The 15502-nt window shown below is 73.1% G+C and carries 12 protein-coding genes; 3 read left to right on the top strand and 9 right to left on the bottom strand.

What is annotated here, in order from left to right:
* Window positions 1–37: 37 nt before the first annotated feature.
* The 3 genes from ACFZA0_RS01035 to ACFZA0_RS01025 form a co-directional block, all read right to left on the bottom strand.
* Window positions 38–952 carry an ABC transporter permease subunit gene (locus ACFZA0_RS01035; protein WP_391009187.1) on the bottom strand — a complete coding sequence of 305 codons (915 nt, stop codon included), beginning with the start codon at window positions 950–952 and terminating at the stop codon, window positions 38–40.
* Between the two features lie 14 nt (window positions 953–966).
* Complete coding sequence (locus ACFZA0_RS01030) at window positions 967–1959, bottom strand: ABC transporter permease subunit (protein ID WP_391009184.1); 993 nt, start codon at window positions 1957–1959, stop codon at window positions 967–969.
* 524 nt (window positions 1960–2483) lie between these two features.
* Window positions 2484–3809 (bottom strand): extracellular solute-binding protein, encoded by a 1326-nt coding sequence (locus ACFZA0_RS01025; protein WP_391009181.1) that lies wholly within the window; start codon window positions 3807–3809, stop codon window positions 2484–2486.
* 505 nt (window positions 3810–4314) lie between these two features.
* Here ACFZA0_RS01025 and ACFZA0_RS01020 point away from each other — a divergent pair.
* Together ACFZA0_RS01020 and ACFZA0_RS01015 are read left to right on the top strand one after the other, a co-directional pair.
* Entirely contained in the window at window positions 4315–5358 is a 1044-nt protein-coding gene (locus tag ACFZA0_RS01020; RefSeq protein WP_391009178.1) for a substrate-binding domain-containing protein, read from the top strand.
* Between the two features lie 353 nt (window positions 5359–5711).
* Window positions 5712–7187 (top strand): GH1 family beta-glucosidase, encoded by a 1476-nt coding sequence (locus ACFZA0_RS01015; RefSeq protein WP_391009175.1) that lies wholly within the window; start codon window positions 5712–5714, stop codon window positions 7185–7187.
* A 67-nt stretch (window positions 7188–7254) separates the two neighbouring features.
* On the opposite strand, the gene ACFZA0_RS01010 is transcribed toward ACFZA0_RS01015, so the two are convergent.
* From ACFZA0_RS01010 to ACFZA0_RS00995, 4 genes are all read right to left on the bottom strand, one after another.
* Entirely contained in the window at window positions 7255–8310 is a 1056-nt protein-coding gene (locus tag ACFZA0_RS01010) for a substrate-binding domain-containing protein (protein ID WP_391009172.1), read from the bottom strand.
* A gap of 299 nt (window positions 8311–8609) precedes the next feature.
* Window positions 8610–10085, bottom strand: a complete 1476-nt coding sequence (locus ACFZA0_RS01005; RefSeq protein WP_391009169.1) for a cellulose binding domain-containing protein — start codon at window positions 10083–10085, stop codon at window positions 8610–8612.
* A gap of 1136 nt (window positions 10086–11221) precedes the next feature.
* A complete protein-coding gene (locus ACFZA0_RS01000; protein WP_391009166.1) occupies window positions 11222–12595 on the bottom strand; it encodes an ATP-binding protein in 1374 nt (457 codons plus the stop codon).
* The gene (locus tag ACFZA0_RS00995) at window positions 12592–13296 is read right to left on the bottom strand and encodes a response regulator (RefSeq protein ID WP_391009163.1); all 705 of its coding nucleotides are present in this window, start codon (window positions 13294–13296) and stop codon (window positions 12592–12594) included. The genes ACFZA0_RS01000 and ACFZA0_RS00995 overlap by 4 nt, the downstream gene beginning before the upstream one ends.
* A 100-nt stretch (window positions 13297–13396) precedes the next feature.
* Here ACFZA0_RS00995 and ACFZA0_RS00990 point away from each other — a divergent pair, with 100 nt between their 5' ends.
* Complete coding sequence (locus ACFZA0_RS00990) at window positions 13397–13939, top strand: hypothetical protein (protein WP_391009160.1); 543 nt, start codon at window positions 13397–13399, stop codon at window positions 13937–13939.
* Window positions 13940–13984: 45 nt separating this feature from the next.
* On the opposite strand, the gene ACFZA0_RS00985 is transcribed toward ACFZA0_RS00990, so the two are convergent.
* Both ACFZA0_RS00985 and ACFZA0_RS00980 read right to left on the bottom strand, forming a co-directional pair.
* Complete coding sequence (locus ACFZA0_RS00985) at window positions 13985–14854, bottom strand: fused MFS/spermidine synthase (protein ID WP_391009157.1); 870 nt, start codon at window positions 14852–14854, stop codon at window positions 13985–13987.
* A gap of 183 nt (window positions 14855–15037) precedes the next feature.
* Window positions 15038–15469 carry a hypothetical protein gene (locus tag ACFZA0_RS00980; RefSeq protein WP_391011751.1) on the bottom strand — a complete coding sequence of 144 codons (432 nt, stop codon included), beginning with the start codon at window positions 15467–15469 and terminating at the stop codon, window positions 15038–15040.
* Between the last annotated feature and the right edge of the window lie 33 nt (window positions 15470–15502).

The raw sequence follows: 15502 nt of genomic DNA, 5'->3' as shown, positions 1-15502 counted from the left end.
CGCAACTCCCGTCTCGGTGACGCAAGTTGACGTGGCGTCAGCCCTTGACGGCGCCCGACATGATGCCGCCGACGATCTGCTTGCCGAAGACGACGAAGACGAGCAGCAGCGGCAGGGTGCTGATCAGCGCACCGGCCATGACGATGCTCTGGTCGGGGGTGTAGGAGGCGCTGAGCTGGCCGAGTGCCACCTGGATCGTGGGGTTGTCCTGGTTCAGGGAGAGGAACGGCCAGAAGAAGTCGTTCCACGCCTGCACGAAGGTCAGCATGCCGAGCACCATCATCGCGGGCCGGGCCGCGGGCAGCACGACGTTCCAGACGATGCGCAGGTTGTGCGCCCCGTCGACCTTCGCCGCCTCGATGAGCTCGTAGGGCAGGGCCTCCAGGAGGTACTGCCGCATGAAGAAGACACCGAACGCGCCGACCAGGGTCGGGAAGATCACCGACTCCAGCTTGCCGCCCCAGCCGATGTCGGACATCAGCATGAACAGCGGGACGACGCTGAGCTGCGGCGGGATCGTCAGGGTCGCGATGACCGCGCCCATCAGGAAGCCGCGGCCGCGGAAGCGCATCTTGGCGAACGCGTAGCCGGCCAGGGTGCAGAAGAACAGCGTGGCCGCGGTGATGCAGCCGGCCACGATGGCGGTGTTGACGATCGCCTTGCCCAGGTGGGCCTGTTCCCAGGCGGCCTGGATGTTGTGGAACAGGTTGCCGCCCGGGATCAGCGGCGGCGGGTTGTCCAGGACGCGCTGCTGGTCGTGCGAGGCGGCGACCAGGGTCCAGTACAGCGGCAGGATCGAGCCGAGGCCGACGACGATCAGCGCGAAGTAGGTGAACGGACCGCCCTTGAGCTGCTGGCCGGCGCCGATCTTGAACCGCCTGCGCCCCCCGCCCTCGGGGGCGGCCGCGGGGGCCTCCGACTGCGCCGGGCCGGCGGACGTGGTCGTGGTCATGGATGTCGCTCCCATCAGGCCGCGCCCTTCCGCATGAACTTGCTGACTGCCCAGTTGAGCAGGGCGATGATCAGCAGCAGCGCGAGCATGGCCCAGGCCACCGCGGCGGCCGGGCCCAGGTGCCCCAGCTTCCAGCCGTAGTTGTAGAGGTAGATGCTGAGGGTCTCGTACTGGTGCTCGCTGCCGCCGATGGAGCCGAGCGTGCCGCCCTGGAGCAGCAGCGGCTCACCGAAGAGCTGCATGGAACCGATGGTCGAGATGACGATCGTGAACAGGATCGTCGGCCGCAGCGAGGGAATGGTCACCTTGCGGAACTGCTGCCAGCGGGTGGCGCCGTCGAGGGACGCCGCCTCGTACAGGTCGGTCGGCACCGCCTGCATGGCCGCCAGGTAGATCAGCGCGTTGTAGCCGGTCCAGCGCCAGATCACGATGACCGAGATGGCGATCTTGGACGTCCACTCACCGTTGCCCCAGTCGGTGTTGCCGGCGCCGAAGAAGTGCAGGATCCAGTTCAGGATGCCGCCGTCGGCCCGGAAGACCAGTGCGAAGACGAGTGCCGCGGTGGCCACCGAGGTGGCGTACGGGGTGAGGATGATCGTCCGCCAGAACGTGCTGGCGCGCAGCTTGTAGTTGAGCAGGTGGGCCAGGCCCAGCGCCACGAGGAGCTGCGGCACGGTCGAGATCACGCCGATGATGAACGTGTTGGCGACCGCGGTCCAGAACTCAGAGTCCTCCAGGATCTTCTGGAAGTTGTCCCAGCCGACCCAGGTCGACTGGTCGAGGCTCGTCATCTCCACCCGGTGCAGGGCGATCCAGCCGGTGTAGATGAGCGGATAGAGACCGAAGGCGCCGAAGATGAGGAAGAAGGGCGCGATGTAGGCGTACGGCGACGCCTTGTCGTCGAAGCGCCACAGCCGAGCGCGCCAGGCAGGCTTGCCGCCGGCTGCCTGCGGGGCGGCGCCGGGTGGCGGGGTGGTGGCACCCCGTGCGGGTGTCGTTGTTGCCACGGGGAGAGTTTCCTTCCCTGGGGGGTTCGGCCGGGTGCGGAGGAGGAGCCGTGTCACCGGGCCGACCGCTGGTTCCGCCGCGGTGACCCCAACGCCGGTGCTGCGCTGGGTGGTTGCCGCGGCCCGAAGTCCGTTGGGCGGGGTCCGTGGAGTGCGGACCCGAGGACGGTTGGGGCGGGACCCGGGACACCTCGCGGGGTCCGGCGGGTCGGGACCCGGCCCCGCGGGGCCGGGCCGGTCCTCGCCCCCTCCGGCGCCGGCGGATCGGGGTCGGCCGATCCACCGGCACCGGACGAGGCGAGGGCCCGTGTGCGCCGTGCGACGGGGCGCTCCAAGCTGCGGAACGCCGCGTCGCGCGCCGCGGGTGACGGGGTGTGCCGGGCCGCGCCGTCCGGCCGGAACCGGACCCGCTCGCCACGCACGTACGGCCTTCCGTGCCGTGCGGCACGGAAGGGCCGTGGGAACCCCGCGCCTCGGCGCGAGTGCGGTGCGGGCGGCCGGTGGGCCGCCCGCACCGCGGGTCGTCAGCCGATGGCCTTGTCGATGGAGTCGGTCGCGGCCTTCCACGCCTTGTCGGGCGAAGTGCCGTGCTGCTCCATGTTGTTGATCTGCGTGGAGATCGTGTCCTTGATCGTGGCGTCCTTCGCGCCGAGGACGGCCTCGGGGATGGTGTTCGCCTCGGAGGAGTAGATCTCACCGATCGGGGCGTTGTTGAAGTAGGGGAGCTTCGCGTCCTTCACGCCGGGAAGGTCGTAGGCGCCCTTGTTCGACGGGAAGCTGCCGATCGCCTTGAAGACGGCGGCCTGCTGCTCGGGGGCGGTCAGCCACTTGACCAGGTCGCTGGCTTCCTTGACGTGCTTGCCGGACTTCGGCACGGCCAGGAAGGAACCGCCCCAGTTGGCGGCGGTGTCGCCGGGCGCCTTGGCGATGTCCCACTTGCCCTTGTACGCGTCACCGGAGTTGACCGAGATCTGGCCGGCCATCCAGGCCGGGCAGGCCACGGTGGCGATGGTGCCCTTGCGGAGCGCCGCGGTCCAGGCGTCGGTGAACTGCGGCAGGCCGCCGCTCAGCTTCTTGCTGGCGGCCTCGGCGGCCAGGTTCCAGCCCGTCTTCACGGACGCGCTGTCCTTGTAGATCGGGTTGCCGTCGGCGTCGTAGTACTGCTTCGAGTCCGAGCTGACGACCGCGTTGTACATCGCGCTGGCGGAGTCCATGAAGACCGTCCCGGCCGGGGCGTTCTTCTTGTACTGCTCGCCGAGCTTGAGGTAGTCCTCCCAGCCGCCCGCGACCGCCTTGGCGACGGCGTCACGGTCGGTCGGCAGGCCGGCCTTCTTGAAGAGGTCGGAGCGGTAGCAGAGGGACATCGGGCCGATGTCGGTGCCGGCGCCGATGACGGAGCCGTCGGCCGCGGTGGCCTGCTTCTCCTTCCAGGAGACGAAGTCGTTCACGTTGATGACCTTGCTCAGGTCCGTGAACTTCGCCGCCTGGGTGTCGACGACCTCCTTGATGCGGCCGACCTCGATGCCCGTGACGTCCGCCAGGCCACTGCCCGTGTTCAGCTGCTGAAGCAGCTTCGGGTAGTAGTCGGTCTCACCCGCGGTGGTCTGCTCCTTGACCGTGATGTTCGGGTGCAGCTTGTGGTACTCGGCGAACAGCTTGGCTTCCTTGTAGCCGAACTGTCCGTAGTCGGCGACCGTCAGCGTGATGTTGCCGTCGGAACCCGAGGCGTTCGAGTCGTCGTCGTCGCTGCCGCCGCAGGCCGTGGCCAGCAGGGCGGTGGCCGTCAGGACCGTCGTCGCAAGAACCGCTGTTCTCCGGCCGTGACCGCTGCCTTTGCGGGTGATACGCATTCCACTACTCCTTGTTCCAGTGGGAACGGGACCTCAGGAATCAGACCGCCGAACCCCGACGGTCCGGACCTGCCCTCACGGTTCGAGCAGCGGCCTTTCCGTCGAACCCCCTGAGGTACGACGGAAATTGCTGGTGCAGTGACGCCAAGCGAGATGGAGGGAAGGGCCGTTGGTACTCCGATCCACGCAGGAGTAATCCCCCCCGATGGACCGTGGGACCGCTCCCACGCGGCATGCCGGAAGACTGGTTCCTACCGGGCCCAGTGTCAAGACTTGAAAACGGCGTTGTTGCCCTAGCGTGTCCGACGCGTCACGTGAACGTGTCCGGCCGCGAACCGAAACCGGGCCACAACGCGTCCGCCGCCTGCGGTATTTGTTGAGGTCACAGAGGCGTCATCGGGGCACGCCGCGCCCGGCGCCGTCCCCGGCCCCCGCCGCCGGGACCTGCCGCGCGGATCCTGGGTCACAATTGGCCCCCGCCGCCCAGCACGCCGGAAGGTGAACGATGAACCCTGCCGCCCAGCCGTCCGACGCCCCGGGGGCCCGGCGTCCGACCCTGAACGCCGTGGCCGCGCGGGCCGGCGTGGGCCGCGGCACCGTCTCCCGCGTCATCAACGGCTCCCCCAAGGTCAGCCCCCGGTCCCGCGCGGCGGTGGAACAGGCGATCGCCGAGTTGGGGTACGTCCCCAACCGCGCCGCCCGCTCCCTCGTGACCCGGCGCACCGACTCGGTCGCCCTGGTCGTCCCCGAGGCGGAGGACCGGCTCTTCACCGAGCCGTACTTCTCGGGGATCATCCGGGGCGCGTCCTCGACCCTCTCGGCGGCGGGCATGCATCTGCTCCTCGTGCTGGAGCGCGACGAGGACGAACAGTCCCGGCTCGCCTCGTACCTGTCCGCCCACCGGGTGGACGGGGTCCTGCTGATGGCGGTCCACTGCGACGACACGCTGCCCGACCTCCTGGACCGGCTCGCCGTGCCCACCGTCCTCGCGGGCCGGCGCAGCGAGGCCGAGCCGCTGGGCCACGTCCGCGCCGACAACATCGGGGGCGCCCGGGACGCCGTCGGGCACCTGCTGGCCCGGGGCCGCCGGACCATCGGCACCATCACGGGCCCCCTGGACATGGACGCCGCCCGGGACCGCCTCGACGGCTACCGCGACGCGCTGCGACACGCCGGCATCGCGGTCGACGAGAGCCTGATCGCCTACGGCGACTTCACCGAGGAGGGCGGCCGGGCCGCCATGCGCGAACTGCTGGACAGACGCCCCGGCCTGGACGGACTCTTCGCCGCGTCCGACGTGACGGCGTCGGGCGCGGTGCAGGTGCTACGCGCGTCCGGGCACGACGTGCCGCGCGACGTGGCGGTCGTCGGCTTCGACGACTCGATGGTCGCCCGGCACCTCGACCCCCCGCTGACCAGCGTGCGCCAGCCGATCGAGGAGATGGGCCGCACCATGGCACGGCTCCTGCTGGACGAGATCGCCACCCCCGGCACCGGCCACCGCCAGGTGGTGCTGCCCACGGAGCTGGTGCTGCGCGACTCGGCCTGAGCGCGCGGCACGGGCCGCGCGGGAGCGGGGCCCGACCGGAGGCAGCCCCTTCGGGAAACACACGCAGAACGACGACGGCCGACTACGTACTCGGCACGAGACGCCGTACGCGTTCGCGCCGCACCGGTCCGGCAACAGGGCGACCCCGGCCTGGTTCCGGCCCCGAAACCGGCCACGAAGTCCGGCCCCCGCCGACCCCGCGCCGGCCCGAACCGGCCCGGTGGGTTCCGTCCGATGCGGTCCGGTCGCGGGCCCGATCCGATCCCGATCGAACACACAGGGACTTCCCCCTTTCAAAATGGGAGCGCTCCCATGCACAATGTGAGACCCGTCCGCCCCCTAGGAGCGCATCCATGCCTGAGCCCTTGACATCCGCTGCCTTCCCTCCCGGATTCCTCTGGGGAGCGGCGACCTCCGCCTACCAGATCGAGGGGGCGGTTCGGGAGGACGGCCGTACGCCGTCGATCTGGGACACCTTCAGCCACACCCCCGGCAAGATCACCGGGGACGACAACGGCGACGTCGCCGTCGACCACTACCACCGCTACCGCGACGACGTGGCGCTGATGGCCGACCTGGGGCTGACCGCCTACCGCTTCTCCGTGTCCTGGTCGCGCGTGCAGCCGACCGGCCGCGGACCCGCCGTGCAGAAGGGGCTGGACTTCTACCGCCGGCTGGTGGACGAGCTGCTGGCCCACGGCATCAAGCCGGCCGTCACGCTCTACCACTGGGACCTGCCGCAGGAGCTGGAGGACGCGGGCGGCTGGCCGGAACGGGAGACCGCCCAGCGTTTCGCCGAGTACGCGCGCATCGTCGGCGAGGCCCTCGGCGACCGCGTCGAGCAGTGGATCACCGTCAACGAGCCGTGGTGCAGCGCCTTCCTGGGGTACGCCTCCGGCGTCCACGCACCCGGCCGGACCGACCCGGCGGCGTCACTGCGCGCCGCCCACCACCTCAACCTGGGCCACGGGCTCGCCACTTCGGCCCTGCGGTCGGTCATGCCGTCCCGCAACTCGATCGCGGTGAGCCTCAACTCCCAGGTGATCAGGCCGTTCTCGCAGAGCCCCGGCGACCTGGAGGCGTACCGGCGGATCGACGACCTGGCCAACGGGGTCTTCCACGGCCCCATCTTCCAGGGCGCCTACCCGGAGACCCTGCTGACGGCCACCTCCTCGCTCACCGACTGGTCCTTCGTCCGCCCCGGCGACCTTGAGGCGATCAACCAGCCGCTGGACGCGCTCGGCCTGAACTACTACACCCCGGCCGTGGTCTCCGCCCCCGGCACCGAGGTGGAGGGCGGCCAGGCCGAGACCCACGGGGCGAGCGAGCACGCCCCGTGGCCCGGTTCGCAGGACGTGGTCTTCCAGCAGGTCCCGGGCGACCGTACGGACATGGGCTGGGCCGTCGACCCGAGCGGTCTGCACGAGCTGATCATGCGCTACACGAAGCTGGCCCCCGGCCTGCCGATCTACGTCACCGAGAACGGTGCGGCGTACGACGACAAGCCCGACGCCGACGGCTTCGTCGAGGACACCGAGCGCGTCGCCTTCCTGCACAAGCACCTGCTCGCGGTCCAGGAGGCGGTCGCGGACGGCGCCGACGTGCGCGGCTACTACCTGTGGTCCCTGCTGGACAACTTCGAGTGGGCCTGGGGCTACGCCAAGCGCTTCGGCGCGGTGTACGTGGACTACGCGACCCTGAAGCGGACCCCGAAGGCGAGCGCGCTCTGGTACTCCGAACTCGCGAAGTCGGGGACGGCGCGGGAGCCGGAGGCGGCCGGGGCGGCGCAGGAGCCGCAGGCGGCGGGGGCCGCCGAGAACCTGACCTGACGGGGGTTCGCGTCGTGGCGGCGGGCGCGAGCCGTCCGCCGCCGCGGCGCCCACTCGCCGGAGACCTTCAGGAGGACGCCCGTGTCATCAGCCGCGTCGCCAGTTCGACCTGGTGGCGTTCCGTGCCGCGCACGGCGGACGGGCGGCGGTCGGCGATCTCCGTGAGCAGGAGGTTGATCATCGTGCGGCCCATCTCGACGATGGGCTGGCGCACGCTGGTGAGCGGGGGCTCCATGTGGCGGGCGATGGCCGAGTCGTCGTAGCCGACGAGGGCGACGTCCTCGGGGATGCGGCGTCCCTCTGCGCGCAGCACCTGGCGGGCGCCCGCCGCCATCACGTCGGAACCGGCGAAGACGGCGTCCAGGTGGGGCCGGCGCTCCAGCAGGCGGGTCATCGCGCGCCGGCCGCCGTCCTCGGTGAAGTCGCCCGTCTCGACGAGGAGTTCGTCCACGGGGCGGCCCGCGTCGCGCAGTGCGTCGCGGTAGCCGTCGACGCGGCGCTGCGCGCCGTACACGTCGAGGCGCCCCGTGATGTGCGCGACGGTGCGCCTGCCCCGGTTCAGGAGGTGCTCGACGGCGGAGCGCGCGCCGCCGTAGTTGTCGGAGTCGACGGACGGCAGCGTCTCGGCGGCGGAGCGCGGACCGCTGATCACGGCCGGGATCTCCAACTGGCCGAGCAGGTCGGGCAGCGGGTCGTCGGCGTGCACGGAGACCAGCAGGACGCCGTCGACGCGGTGGGCGGCCAGGTACTCCGCCAGCCGGCGTCTCTCACGGTCGTTGCCCGCGAAGATGAGGAGCAACTGCATCTGGGTGTCGGCCAGTTCGGCGCCGACGCCGCTGAGCATGTCGGAGAAGTAGGGCTCGCGGAAGAAGCGGGTCTCCGGCTCCGGCACGACCAGGGCGATGGCGTCCGTGCGGTTGGCCGCGAGGGCGCGGGCCGCAGTGTTCGGGACGTAGCCGAGTTCGGCGACGGCCGCCTCGACGGCGGCGCGGGTCGTGTCGCTCACGCGGGGCGAGCCGTTGATGACCCGGGACACCGTCCCGCGCCCCACTCCGGCCCGTGCGGCGACCTCTTCCAGAGTCGGCCGCCCGCCGCTCCGGCCCCGCGCTCCCTGGCCTGCCATGGTCCGCCTCCCGTCCCGCCGCGCCGCGCGCGACTGACGTGGAATGTAACAGCACATCCCATGCGGGTGAGAAGGTCCACCTTCCCCGGCCCCCGCGCCGACCTGCGCCGGTGGGTCCGCCCCCGCGGGCGCGGGCCGGGTGCCCCGGCGCGGGACGGCCTCCGGCCGGCGGTGCCACGGGCCGGCGCACGCGCACGCCCCGGCCGGGTGGGGGGAAGTCTCCGGCCGGGGCGCGCGTCCCCCGTTGCACAGTGGCTGTCGGTCGCTCCGAACTGCCCTGCCGTGTACGCCTGTCGGGACTAGCCGACGGTGGCGAACGCCTTCGAGAAGGCGTAGGCGTCCTGGACGACCGAGCTGCACGTCGGGTCGGCGTACGTCTTCGCGCCGCCCGAGCACTGCTTGTCGCGGGTGGCCGACCACATCGACAGCCAGCCCAGGCCCTTGGACTTCGCGAACGTCGCGAGCTGCGTGGCGTCGGCGACCGTGAACGTCTCGGCGGCGACGTCGTTGACGCCGATCATCGGGGTGACGGCGACCGCCTTCCACGCCGCGCTGTCGGACAGGCCGAGGGCGCTCTTGATCTGGGCCTGCGTGGCGGTGGCGGCCTGCTCGGCGTAGGTGCCCATGTCGCCGGTGTACGAGCCGCCGTAGTCCATGGCCATGATGTTGACGGTGTCGATGGCGACGCCGTCGGCCTTGGCGGCCGTCAGCAGGTTCACCCCGTCCTGGGTCAGGCCCTCGGGCATCACCGGGAGGGTGAACGAGACGTCCAGGTCCGGGTGTTGCTTCTGGAGCTGGGCGATCGCCTGCGCCCGCAGGGTGTTCGCGGCGGTGTTGGGGAGCGCGCCGCCCTCCACGTCGAAGTCGATTTTGGTCAGGTCGTAGGCGTCGACGACCTTGCCGTACGCGGTCGCCAGGGCCGACGCCGAGGAGCAGCTGGTCGCCAGTTCGGTGCCGGAGGCGCCGCCGAAGGACACCCGGACGTCACCGCCCTTGGCACGCAGCGAGCCGATCTGCGCGGCCACGGAGTCGCTCGCTAGGTCGGTCACGCCGCCCCACTTGGGGGTGCAGCCGCCGCCGTCGGTGATGAACGCCAGGTTGTACTGCTTGACGCCCGACGCGTCCGCCGCGGCCAGCAGGTCGAAGGCCGGGTACAGCGAGGTGTCGACGTACGGCGAGAAGCCGGCGCTCGTGGTCGTGCCGGTACCGGTCGACGCGGTGGCGGTGGGGGTCGCGGTGGCCGTCGCCGTCGGCGTGGCCGTGGCGGTCTTGGTCGGCGTCGCGGTGGGGGTGGCCGTCGCCGTGGCCGTCTCGGTGGGCCGGCCGCTGGGCTCGGGGGTCGCGCCGGTGTCGGTGGAGCACGAGACGCCGTCGATGACGCAACCGGTCGGGTCGCCGCCGCCGTTGACGACGAACCCGACGGTGACGGACTCGCCGGCCGCGAGGCCGTCGGTGTCCCAGGAGGCCGACGTCACGGTGACGTGCTTGCCGCTGACGCTCTTCTCGGCGTTCCACAGCGAGCTGAGCGTGGCGCCGGAGGGCAGGTCGAACTCCAGCTTCCAGCCCTTCTCGGCGGACCCGCTGTTGTTCGTGACGACGTACTGCGCGCTGTAACCGGACGACCAGTCACTGGTCTTGGTGTACGCGGCGCCGACACCGGCCGCGGACGCGGTGCCGGTGAACGCGAACGCCGCACCGCCCACGGCCGCCACGGCGACGACAGCGCCTATCGCCTTGTTCCTGCCACTGATTCTGCGCCGGTGCGTGGTGCTCATCGGGGGCCTGCCTTCGGTGTTCACGGGGGAGTTCACAAGGTCCTGGGGTGCGCCCCGCGATGTTCCGGTGATGCCGTGGGGGGCCGCTTTCCGGTGCGGGGCGCATCCGCACGCTAGCGATCCGGAACCCGGCAAAACGCCCGATCGGGGCCGGGGGCGGTGATCTTAGGGTGCGCTTAAGGAAGGGATCGGGGGGCGTTAAAGGTAGAGACCAGTGAGGCGGCGGGAGCTGCGCAACTAGCGGATCGGGGCGGGGGGTTGAGGGGCGCGCCGCGCAGGGGAGCGGCGTGGCCAGGCACGGGGCGGGCGCGGCCGCCGGGCGGCGTGGGGGCACGGGGCGGGTGCGCCGCCGGGCGGCCGGAGGCGCGCGGGGTGAAGTCCCGACCCGGGCAGCCGGAACCGGATGGCGCGGGGTGGGGTCACGATCCGGAAGGCCGGGGGCGCGCGGGGCAACCGGAACCGGATGGCGCGGGGCGACCGCGGGAAGGCGGGGCGACCTCACGGCCCGGGTCGACCCCAGGACGTGCCGCGAGCCCACCGCGCGGGGCGACCAGAGGGCGGCGGCTCACACGGCGCAGCGCGACCGCGGGACGCGGGCAACCGACGGCGCGGGGCGACGGACGGCACAGGGCAGCCCGAGGACACGCGGCGACCGCGGGCGGCAACCGCGCAGGACAGGGCGACCGCACGGGCCGGGCACCCCAGGACGCACCGCGACCCCACCGCGCGGGGGCAACCACGAAGGCGTGGCCGACCGCGGGAGGGCGGGACGACCTCACGGCCCGGGTCGCCCCCCAGGACGTGCCGCGAGCCCACCGCGCGGGGCGACCAGAGGGCGGCGGCCCACACGGCGCAGCGCGACCGCGGGACGCGGGCAGCCGACGGCGCGGGGCGACGGACGGCGCAGGGCAACCGGAGGACACGCGGCGACCGCGGGCGGCAACCGCGCAGGACAGGGCGACCGCACGGGCCGGGCACCCCAGGACGCGCCGCGACCCCACCGCGCGGGGGCAACCACGGAGGCGGGGCCGACCGCGCGAGCCACGGCAACCGCACCGCGCGAAGCACCCCGGGACGCACCGCGACCCCACCGCGCGGGGCGGCCGCAGGTCTGCGGTGGCCTCCCCCGGCGCAGGTCAGCGCACCGCTGCCCTGCGGCGTCTGCGGACCGTGCCGCGGTGGCCCCGGCGGACCGGGTCGCCGTTCGCGAGCTGGATCCATACGCGGACCTCGGTGCCGCCGAGCACCGACGATCCGATGCGGACGTCGCCGCCGGTCGTCTCCGCGAGGCGGCGCACGATGTCGAGGCCGAGGCCGGTCGAGCCCTGGCTGCCGGAGCCGCTGCCGCGGGCCATCGCCGCCTCGGGGTCGGGGATGCCGGGTCCGGCGTCGGAGACGAGGACGATCACCGCGTCCTCGCCGTTGTGCACGTCGACGGCGAAGGCGGTGCCCTCGGGGGTGTGCCGGAAGACGTTGCCGAGCAGCGCGTCGAGTGCCGCCGCCAGGTCGGCACGGGCGACCGGGATGCGCACCGGGCGGTCCACACCGGCCACCCGCACCTTGCGGTCCTCGTCCTCGGCGAGCGCCGACCAGAACGCCATGCGCTCGCGGACCACCTCCGCCGCGTCGCAGCCGGAGCCGGGTCCGGGCGCCGCCGTCTGCGGTTTGGCCTCGCGCGCGGTCCGGATGATGGTGTCGACCTCGCGCTCCAGCTGTGCGACGGCCGTGCGGGTCTGCTCGGCGGCCGGACCGTCCCCGAGCGAGGCGGTGTTGAGCCGCAGGACGGTCAGCGGGGTGCGCAGCCGGTGGGACAGGTCCGCGGCCAGTTCCCTTTCGTTGGCGAGGAGTTGCACGACCTGGTCGGCCATCGAGTTGAACGCCGCGGCGGCCAGGCGCAGTTCGGTGGGACCCTCCTCGGGCACGCGGGATCCCAGCTTGCCCTCGCCGAGTTCGTGCGCGCCCTCCACCAGCCGCTGCGCCGGCTGCACCATCCGCACCCCGAGCCGGTCGGCGACCGCCACCGAGCCGAGGACGAGCGCGACCCCGACCCCGGCGAGCACCGCCCAGGCCGTGCCGACGCCGTTGCTGACCTCGGACTCCGGGACGTACACCTCGACGACGGCGATCTCGCCGGAGCTGAGGGCGATCGGCTGGAGCAGGGTGAAGCCGCCCGGCACCCCGGTGGTGGACGCGCGGCCGAGGTTGCGGGTGGCGGCGATGGTGTCGTCCGCCGCGCGCTGCCTGCCGATGTCCAGGGCGGCCACACCCTCGGACGCGGGCACGTGCACGGCCATGCCCGCGTCGGCGCCCGCCGAGGCGACGACGCGCTCCAACTGGTCGCGGTCGGTGGTGATCGAGAGCGCGGGGGCGACCGCCGCGGCCTCCCGCTCCGCGTTGGAGAAGGCGCGGTCGCGCGCCATCTCCCGGATGACGAGCCCCAGCGGCACCGCGAAGGCGACCACGACCATGGTGGTCACCGCGAGGGCGACCTTGACCAGTGCCCATCTCATCGCGAGAGCTCCGTCCCCGGCGGTTCCAGCTTCACGCCCACCCCGCGCAGGGTGTGCAGGTAGCGCGGCCGGGCCGCGGTCTCGCCCAACTTCCGCCGCAGCCAGGACAGATGGACGTCGATGGTCTGGTCGTCGCCGTAGGACTGCTGCCACACCTCGGCGAGCAGCTCCTTGCGCGGGACGACAACTCCCGGGCGTCCGGCCAGGAACGCGAGCAGGTCGAACTCGCGTCGCGTCAAGTCGAGGCGTACGCCGTCCAGTTCCGCCTGGCGGCGCAGCGGGTCCACGGTCAGGCCGCCGACGCTGATCACCGTGGGCGGCGGCGCGTCGCCCACGGCGGTGCGGGCGCGGCGCAGTACGGCCGCCATCCGGGCGGAGAGGTGCTCGACGGAGAACGGCTTGGTGAGGTAGTCGTCCGCGCCGGCGTTCAACAGCCGTACGATCTCGGCCTCGTCGTCCCGCGCGGTGGCGATGATCACCGGGACGTCGGTGATGCCCCGCAGCATCTTCAGCGCCTCGGAGCCGTCGAGGTCGGGCAGTCCGAGGTCCAGGATGACCACGTCGAAGGGGAGATGGGCGACCTCGCGCAACGCCTCCAGCGCGGTACCGACGCTGCGCACGGTGTGCGCGGCCTCGGTGAGGTGCCGGATGAGGGCGGAGCGAACGAACTGGTCGTCCTCGACCACGAGCACACTTGCCATGCGCCGCACCGTACGCCATACGGGCGAGGGCGGTCCGGGCACCTGCGAGAACGAGCGGGGTGTGCGACCGGTGCGACACCCGTGGTGCGGGTGGGGCAGTATGGCCGCGATGCGCAGAGGACTGGTTCACGTACTCGCGTGGTCGTGCGCCACGGGCGCCGCGGTCACGCTGTCCTGGTGGGGCGTGCACACGGTGATGACCGGCACCGCGTACGACCCGCCCCGCGCGCTGCCGATCACGGCGGCCGTCGCGCCCGCCACGTCGTCGCCCGCCCCCGTCACCCCCTCTCCGTCGGTGACTTCGCCGTCCCCGTCCTCGGCCGGTCCGTCCCCCCGGCCGTCCGCCGACCGCGGCGCCTCTCCCCGACCCTCCCCCTCGCGGGGGAAGTCGACGACCCCCGGTCCGTCGCCGACGGTCTCCGGGCAGGTCAAGAGCTACGCCACCGACGGCGGCCGGGTGGTGTTCGACCTCGCCGCGGCGTCGGCGACGCTGGTGTCCGCGACGCCGGACTCCGGCTGGGCGATGCAGGTGTGGAAGACGGACACGTGGATCCGGGTGGAGTTCACCTCGGGCGAGAACAAGGTGTCGGTGATCTGCGCGTGGCACGACGGTCCGCCGCACGTGGACGTCGGCGCCTACTAGCGGGCGGCCCGCACGCCGGCCCGTGCGGACGGGAGTTCGCGCGCCTCAGCGGAAGACGGACGGCGGCGGGGCGGGCGACGCGACGGCCACCGCGTCCGTGACCGGTGCCGCCCCGCCGGTGAAGTCCCGCAGTGCCGCGCCGTGTTCGAGGCGGGCGGGATGCGGGTCGGAGGCGGCCCGGCGGGTCAACTCGGCGACGGGCAGCGGAAGATCACCGGCGACGAGGACCGCGTTGCCGAACCGCTTGCCGCGCAGGACCGTCGGGTCGGCGATCAGGGCGAGTTCCGCGAACCGGGCGGCGGCGGTGGCGATCTGACCCCGCAGATGGGCGAGCGGCGGACCGTCGGCGAGGTTCGCGGCGTACAGCGCGCCGGGCTTGAGGGTCCTGCGCACCTCGTCGAGGAACTCCGTGGACGTCAGGTGGGCGGGGGTCCGTGCCCCGCTGAACACGTCCGCGACGACGAGGTCGGCCCAGCCGTCGGGCACCTTGGCGAGTCCGGCGCGGGCGTCGGCCGGGCGCACCCGCACGCGGGCGTTGGCGTCGAGGGGCAGTTCGCGGCGGACCAGCCGGACGAGGGCCTCGTCGCGTTCGACGACCTGCTGCGTGGAGCGGGGCCGGGTCGCGGCGACGTACCGGGCGAGGGTGAGCGCGCCGCCGCCGAGGTGCACGACGTGCACGGGAGCGCCGGGCGGGGCCGCGAGGTCGACGACGTGGCCGAGACGCCGCAGGTACTCGAAGGAGAGGTGGGTCGGGTCGTCCAGGTCGACGTGCGACTGGGGAGCGCCGTCGACGAGCAGTGTCCAGGCGCGGGGCCGGTCGCGGTCGGGCATCAGTTCGGCGAGCCCGCCGTCGACGGGCTCGACGACCGGGTCGGCGGCCCGGCGTCCGCGCCGGGCGTTCCTGGACTTTCCCATGCGGCCATTATCGGCGGCTCCCCGGTGACCGGCCCGGCGGGGGCGGGGCGGCGGGACCGGGCCCGCGCTCGGGGGCGGGCCGGGACGGGGGGCGCGGCGGGCGTGCGGGGCCCGGCCGCGTCGGGTGCCCGGCGCCGGGGGTGCGCCGGTACGGAGGGGTGTCGCGACGGAAGTGCCGTCGGCTCAGCGGCAGTTGTCCGCGGCTTCGAGCAGCCGGGCGGCCTCGCCCAGGGCGGCGCGCAGGACCGCCGGGTCGGTGGCGGGGTCGGACTCGCCGGGCGGAAGCACCCAGTCGGCGCCGTCGGCCTCCCTGCCCGCGGCCTCCTCGCCGTCGGCCGAGGGCGCCGGGGGGAGGCGCAGCCCGCGTCCGTCCGTCTCGGTACAGGTGGAGCCGGGCACGTCCCAGCCGGCCGCGGTGCCGGAGGGGACCACGAAGTTGACGGTGTCGGCGCCGTCGTCGTGGAGCACGGGGCCGACGGCCTCGCAGGCGCCGCGGCGCAGGATGTCGACCGCCTCCAGCCCCTGCCGAGTGGGGACCGTCACCAGGTCCCACGCGGCGTCCGTGCCGGGCGGCGGCGCACCGCGCTGCCCGGTCGGCACGTACGCGACGGCCATGGTCCGGCCACGTCGTTCGGTCGCCTGACTGCT

This window comes from Streptomyces sp. NPDC008150 (genome assembly GCF_042956945.1).
Classification (GTDB): domain Bacteria; phylum Actinomycetota; class Actinomycetes; order Streptomycetales; family Streptomycetaceae; genus Streptomyces.
Note: the sequence above shows the minus strand (reverse complement) of the source record. Positions and strands in the feature narration are given on the sequence as shown.

Coding starts and splice junctions, on each gene's coding strand:
- ACFZA0_RS01035 (WP_391009187.1), bottom strand. CDS start 952: ATGACCACGACCACGTCCGCCGGCCCGGCGCAGTCGGAGGCCCCCGCG.
- ACFZA0_RS01025 (WP_391009181.1), bottom strand. CDS start 3,809: ATGCGTATCACCCGCAAAGGCAGCGGTCACGGCCGGAGAACAGCGGTT.
- ACFZA0_RS01020 (WP_391009178.1), top strand. CDS start 4,315: ATGAACCCTGCCGCCCAGCCGTCCGACGCCCCGGGGGCCCGGCGTCCG.
- ACFZA0_RS01015 (WP_391009175.1), top strand. CDS start 5,712: ATGCCTGAGCCCTTGACATCCGCTGCCTTCCCTCCCGGATTCCTCTGG.
- ACFZA0_RS01010 (WP_391009172.1), bottom strand. CDS start 8,310: ATGGCAGGCCAGGGAGCGCGGGGCCGGAGCGGCGGGCGGCCGACTCTG.
- ACFZA0_RS01005 (WP_391009169.1), bottom strand. CDS start 10,085: ATGAGCACCACGCACCGGCGCAGAATCAGTGGCAGGAACAAGGCGATA.
- ACFZA0_RS01000 (WP_391009166.1), bottom strand. CDS start 12,595: ATGAGATGGGCACTGGTCAAGGTCGCCCTCGCGGTGACCACCATGGTC.
- ACFZA0_RS00995 (WP_391009163.1), bottom strand. CDS start 13,296: ATGGCAAGTGTGCTCGTGGTCGAGGACGACCAGTTCGTTCGCTCCGCC.
- ACFZA0_RS00990 (WP_391009160.1), top strand. CDS start 13,397: ATGGCCGCGATGCGCAGAGGACTGGTTCACGTACTCGCGTGGTCGTGC.
- ACFZA0_RS00985 (WP_391009157.1), bottom strand. CDS start 14,854: ATGGGAAAGTCCAGGAACGCCCGGCGCGGACGCCGGGCCGCCGACCCG.
- ACFZA0_RS00980 (WP_391011751.1), bottom strand. CDS start 15,469: ATGGCCGTCGCGTACGTGCCGACCGGGCAGCGCGGTGCGCCGCCGCCC.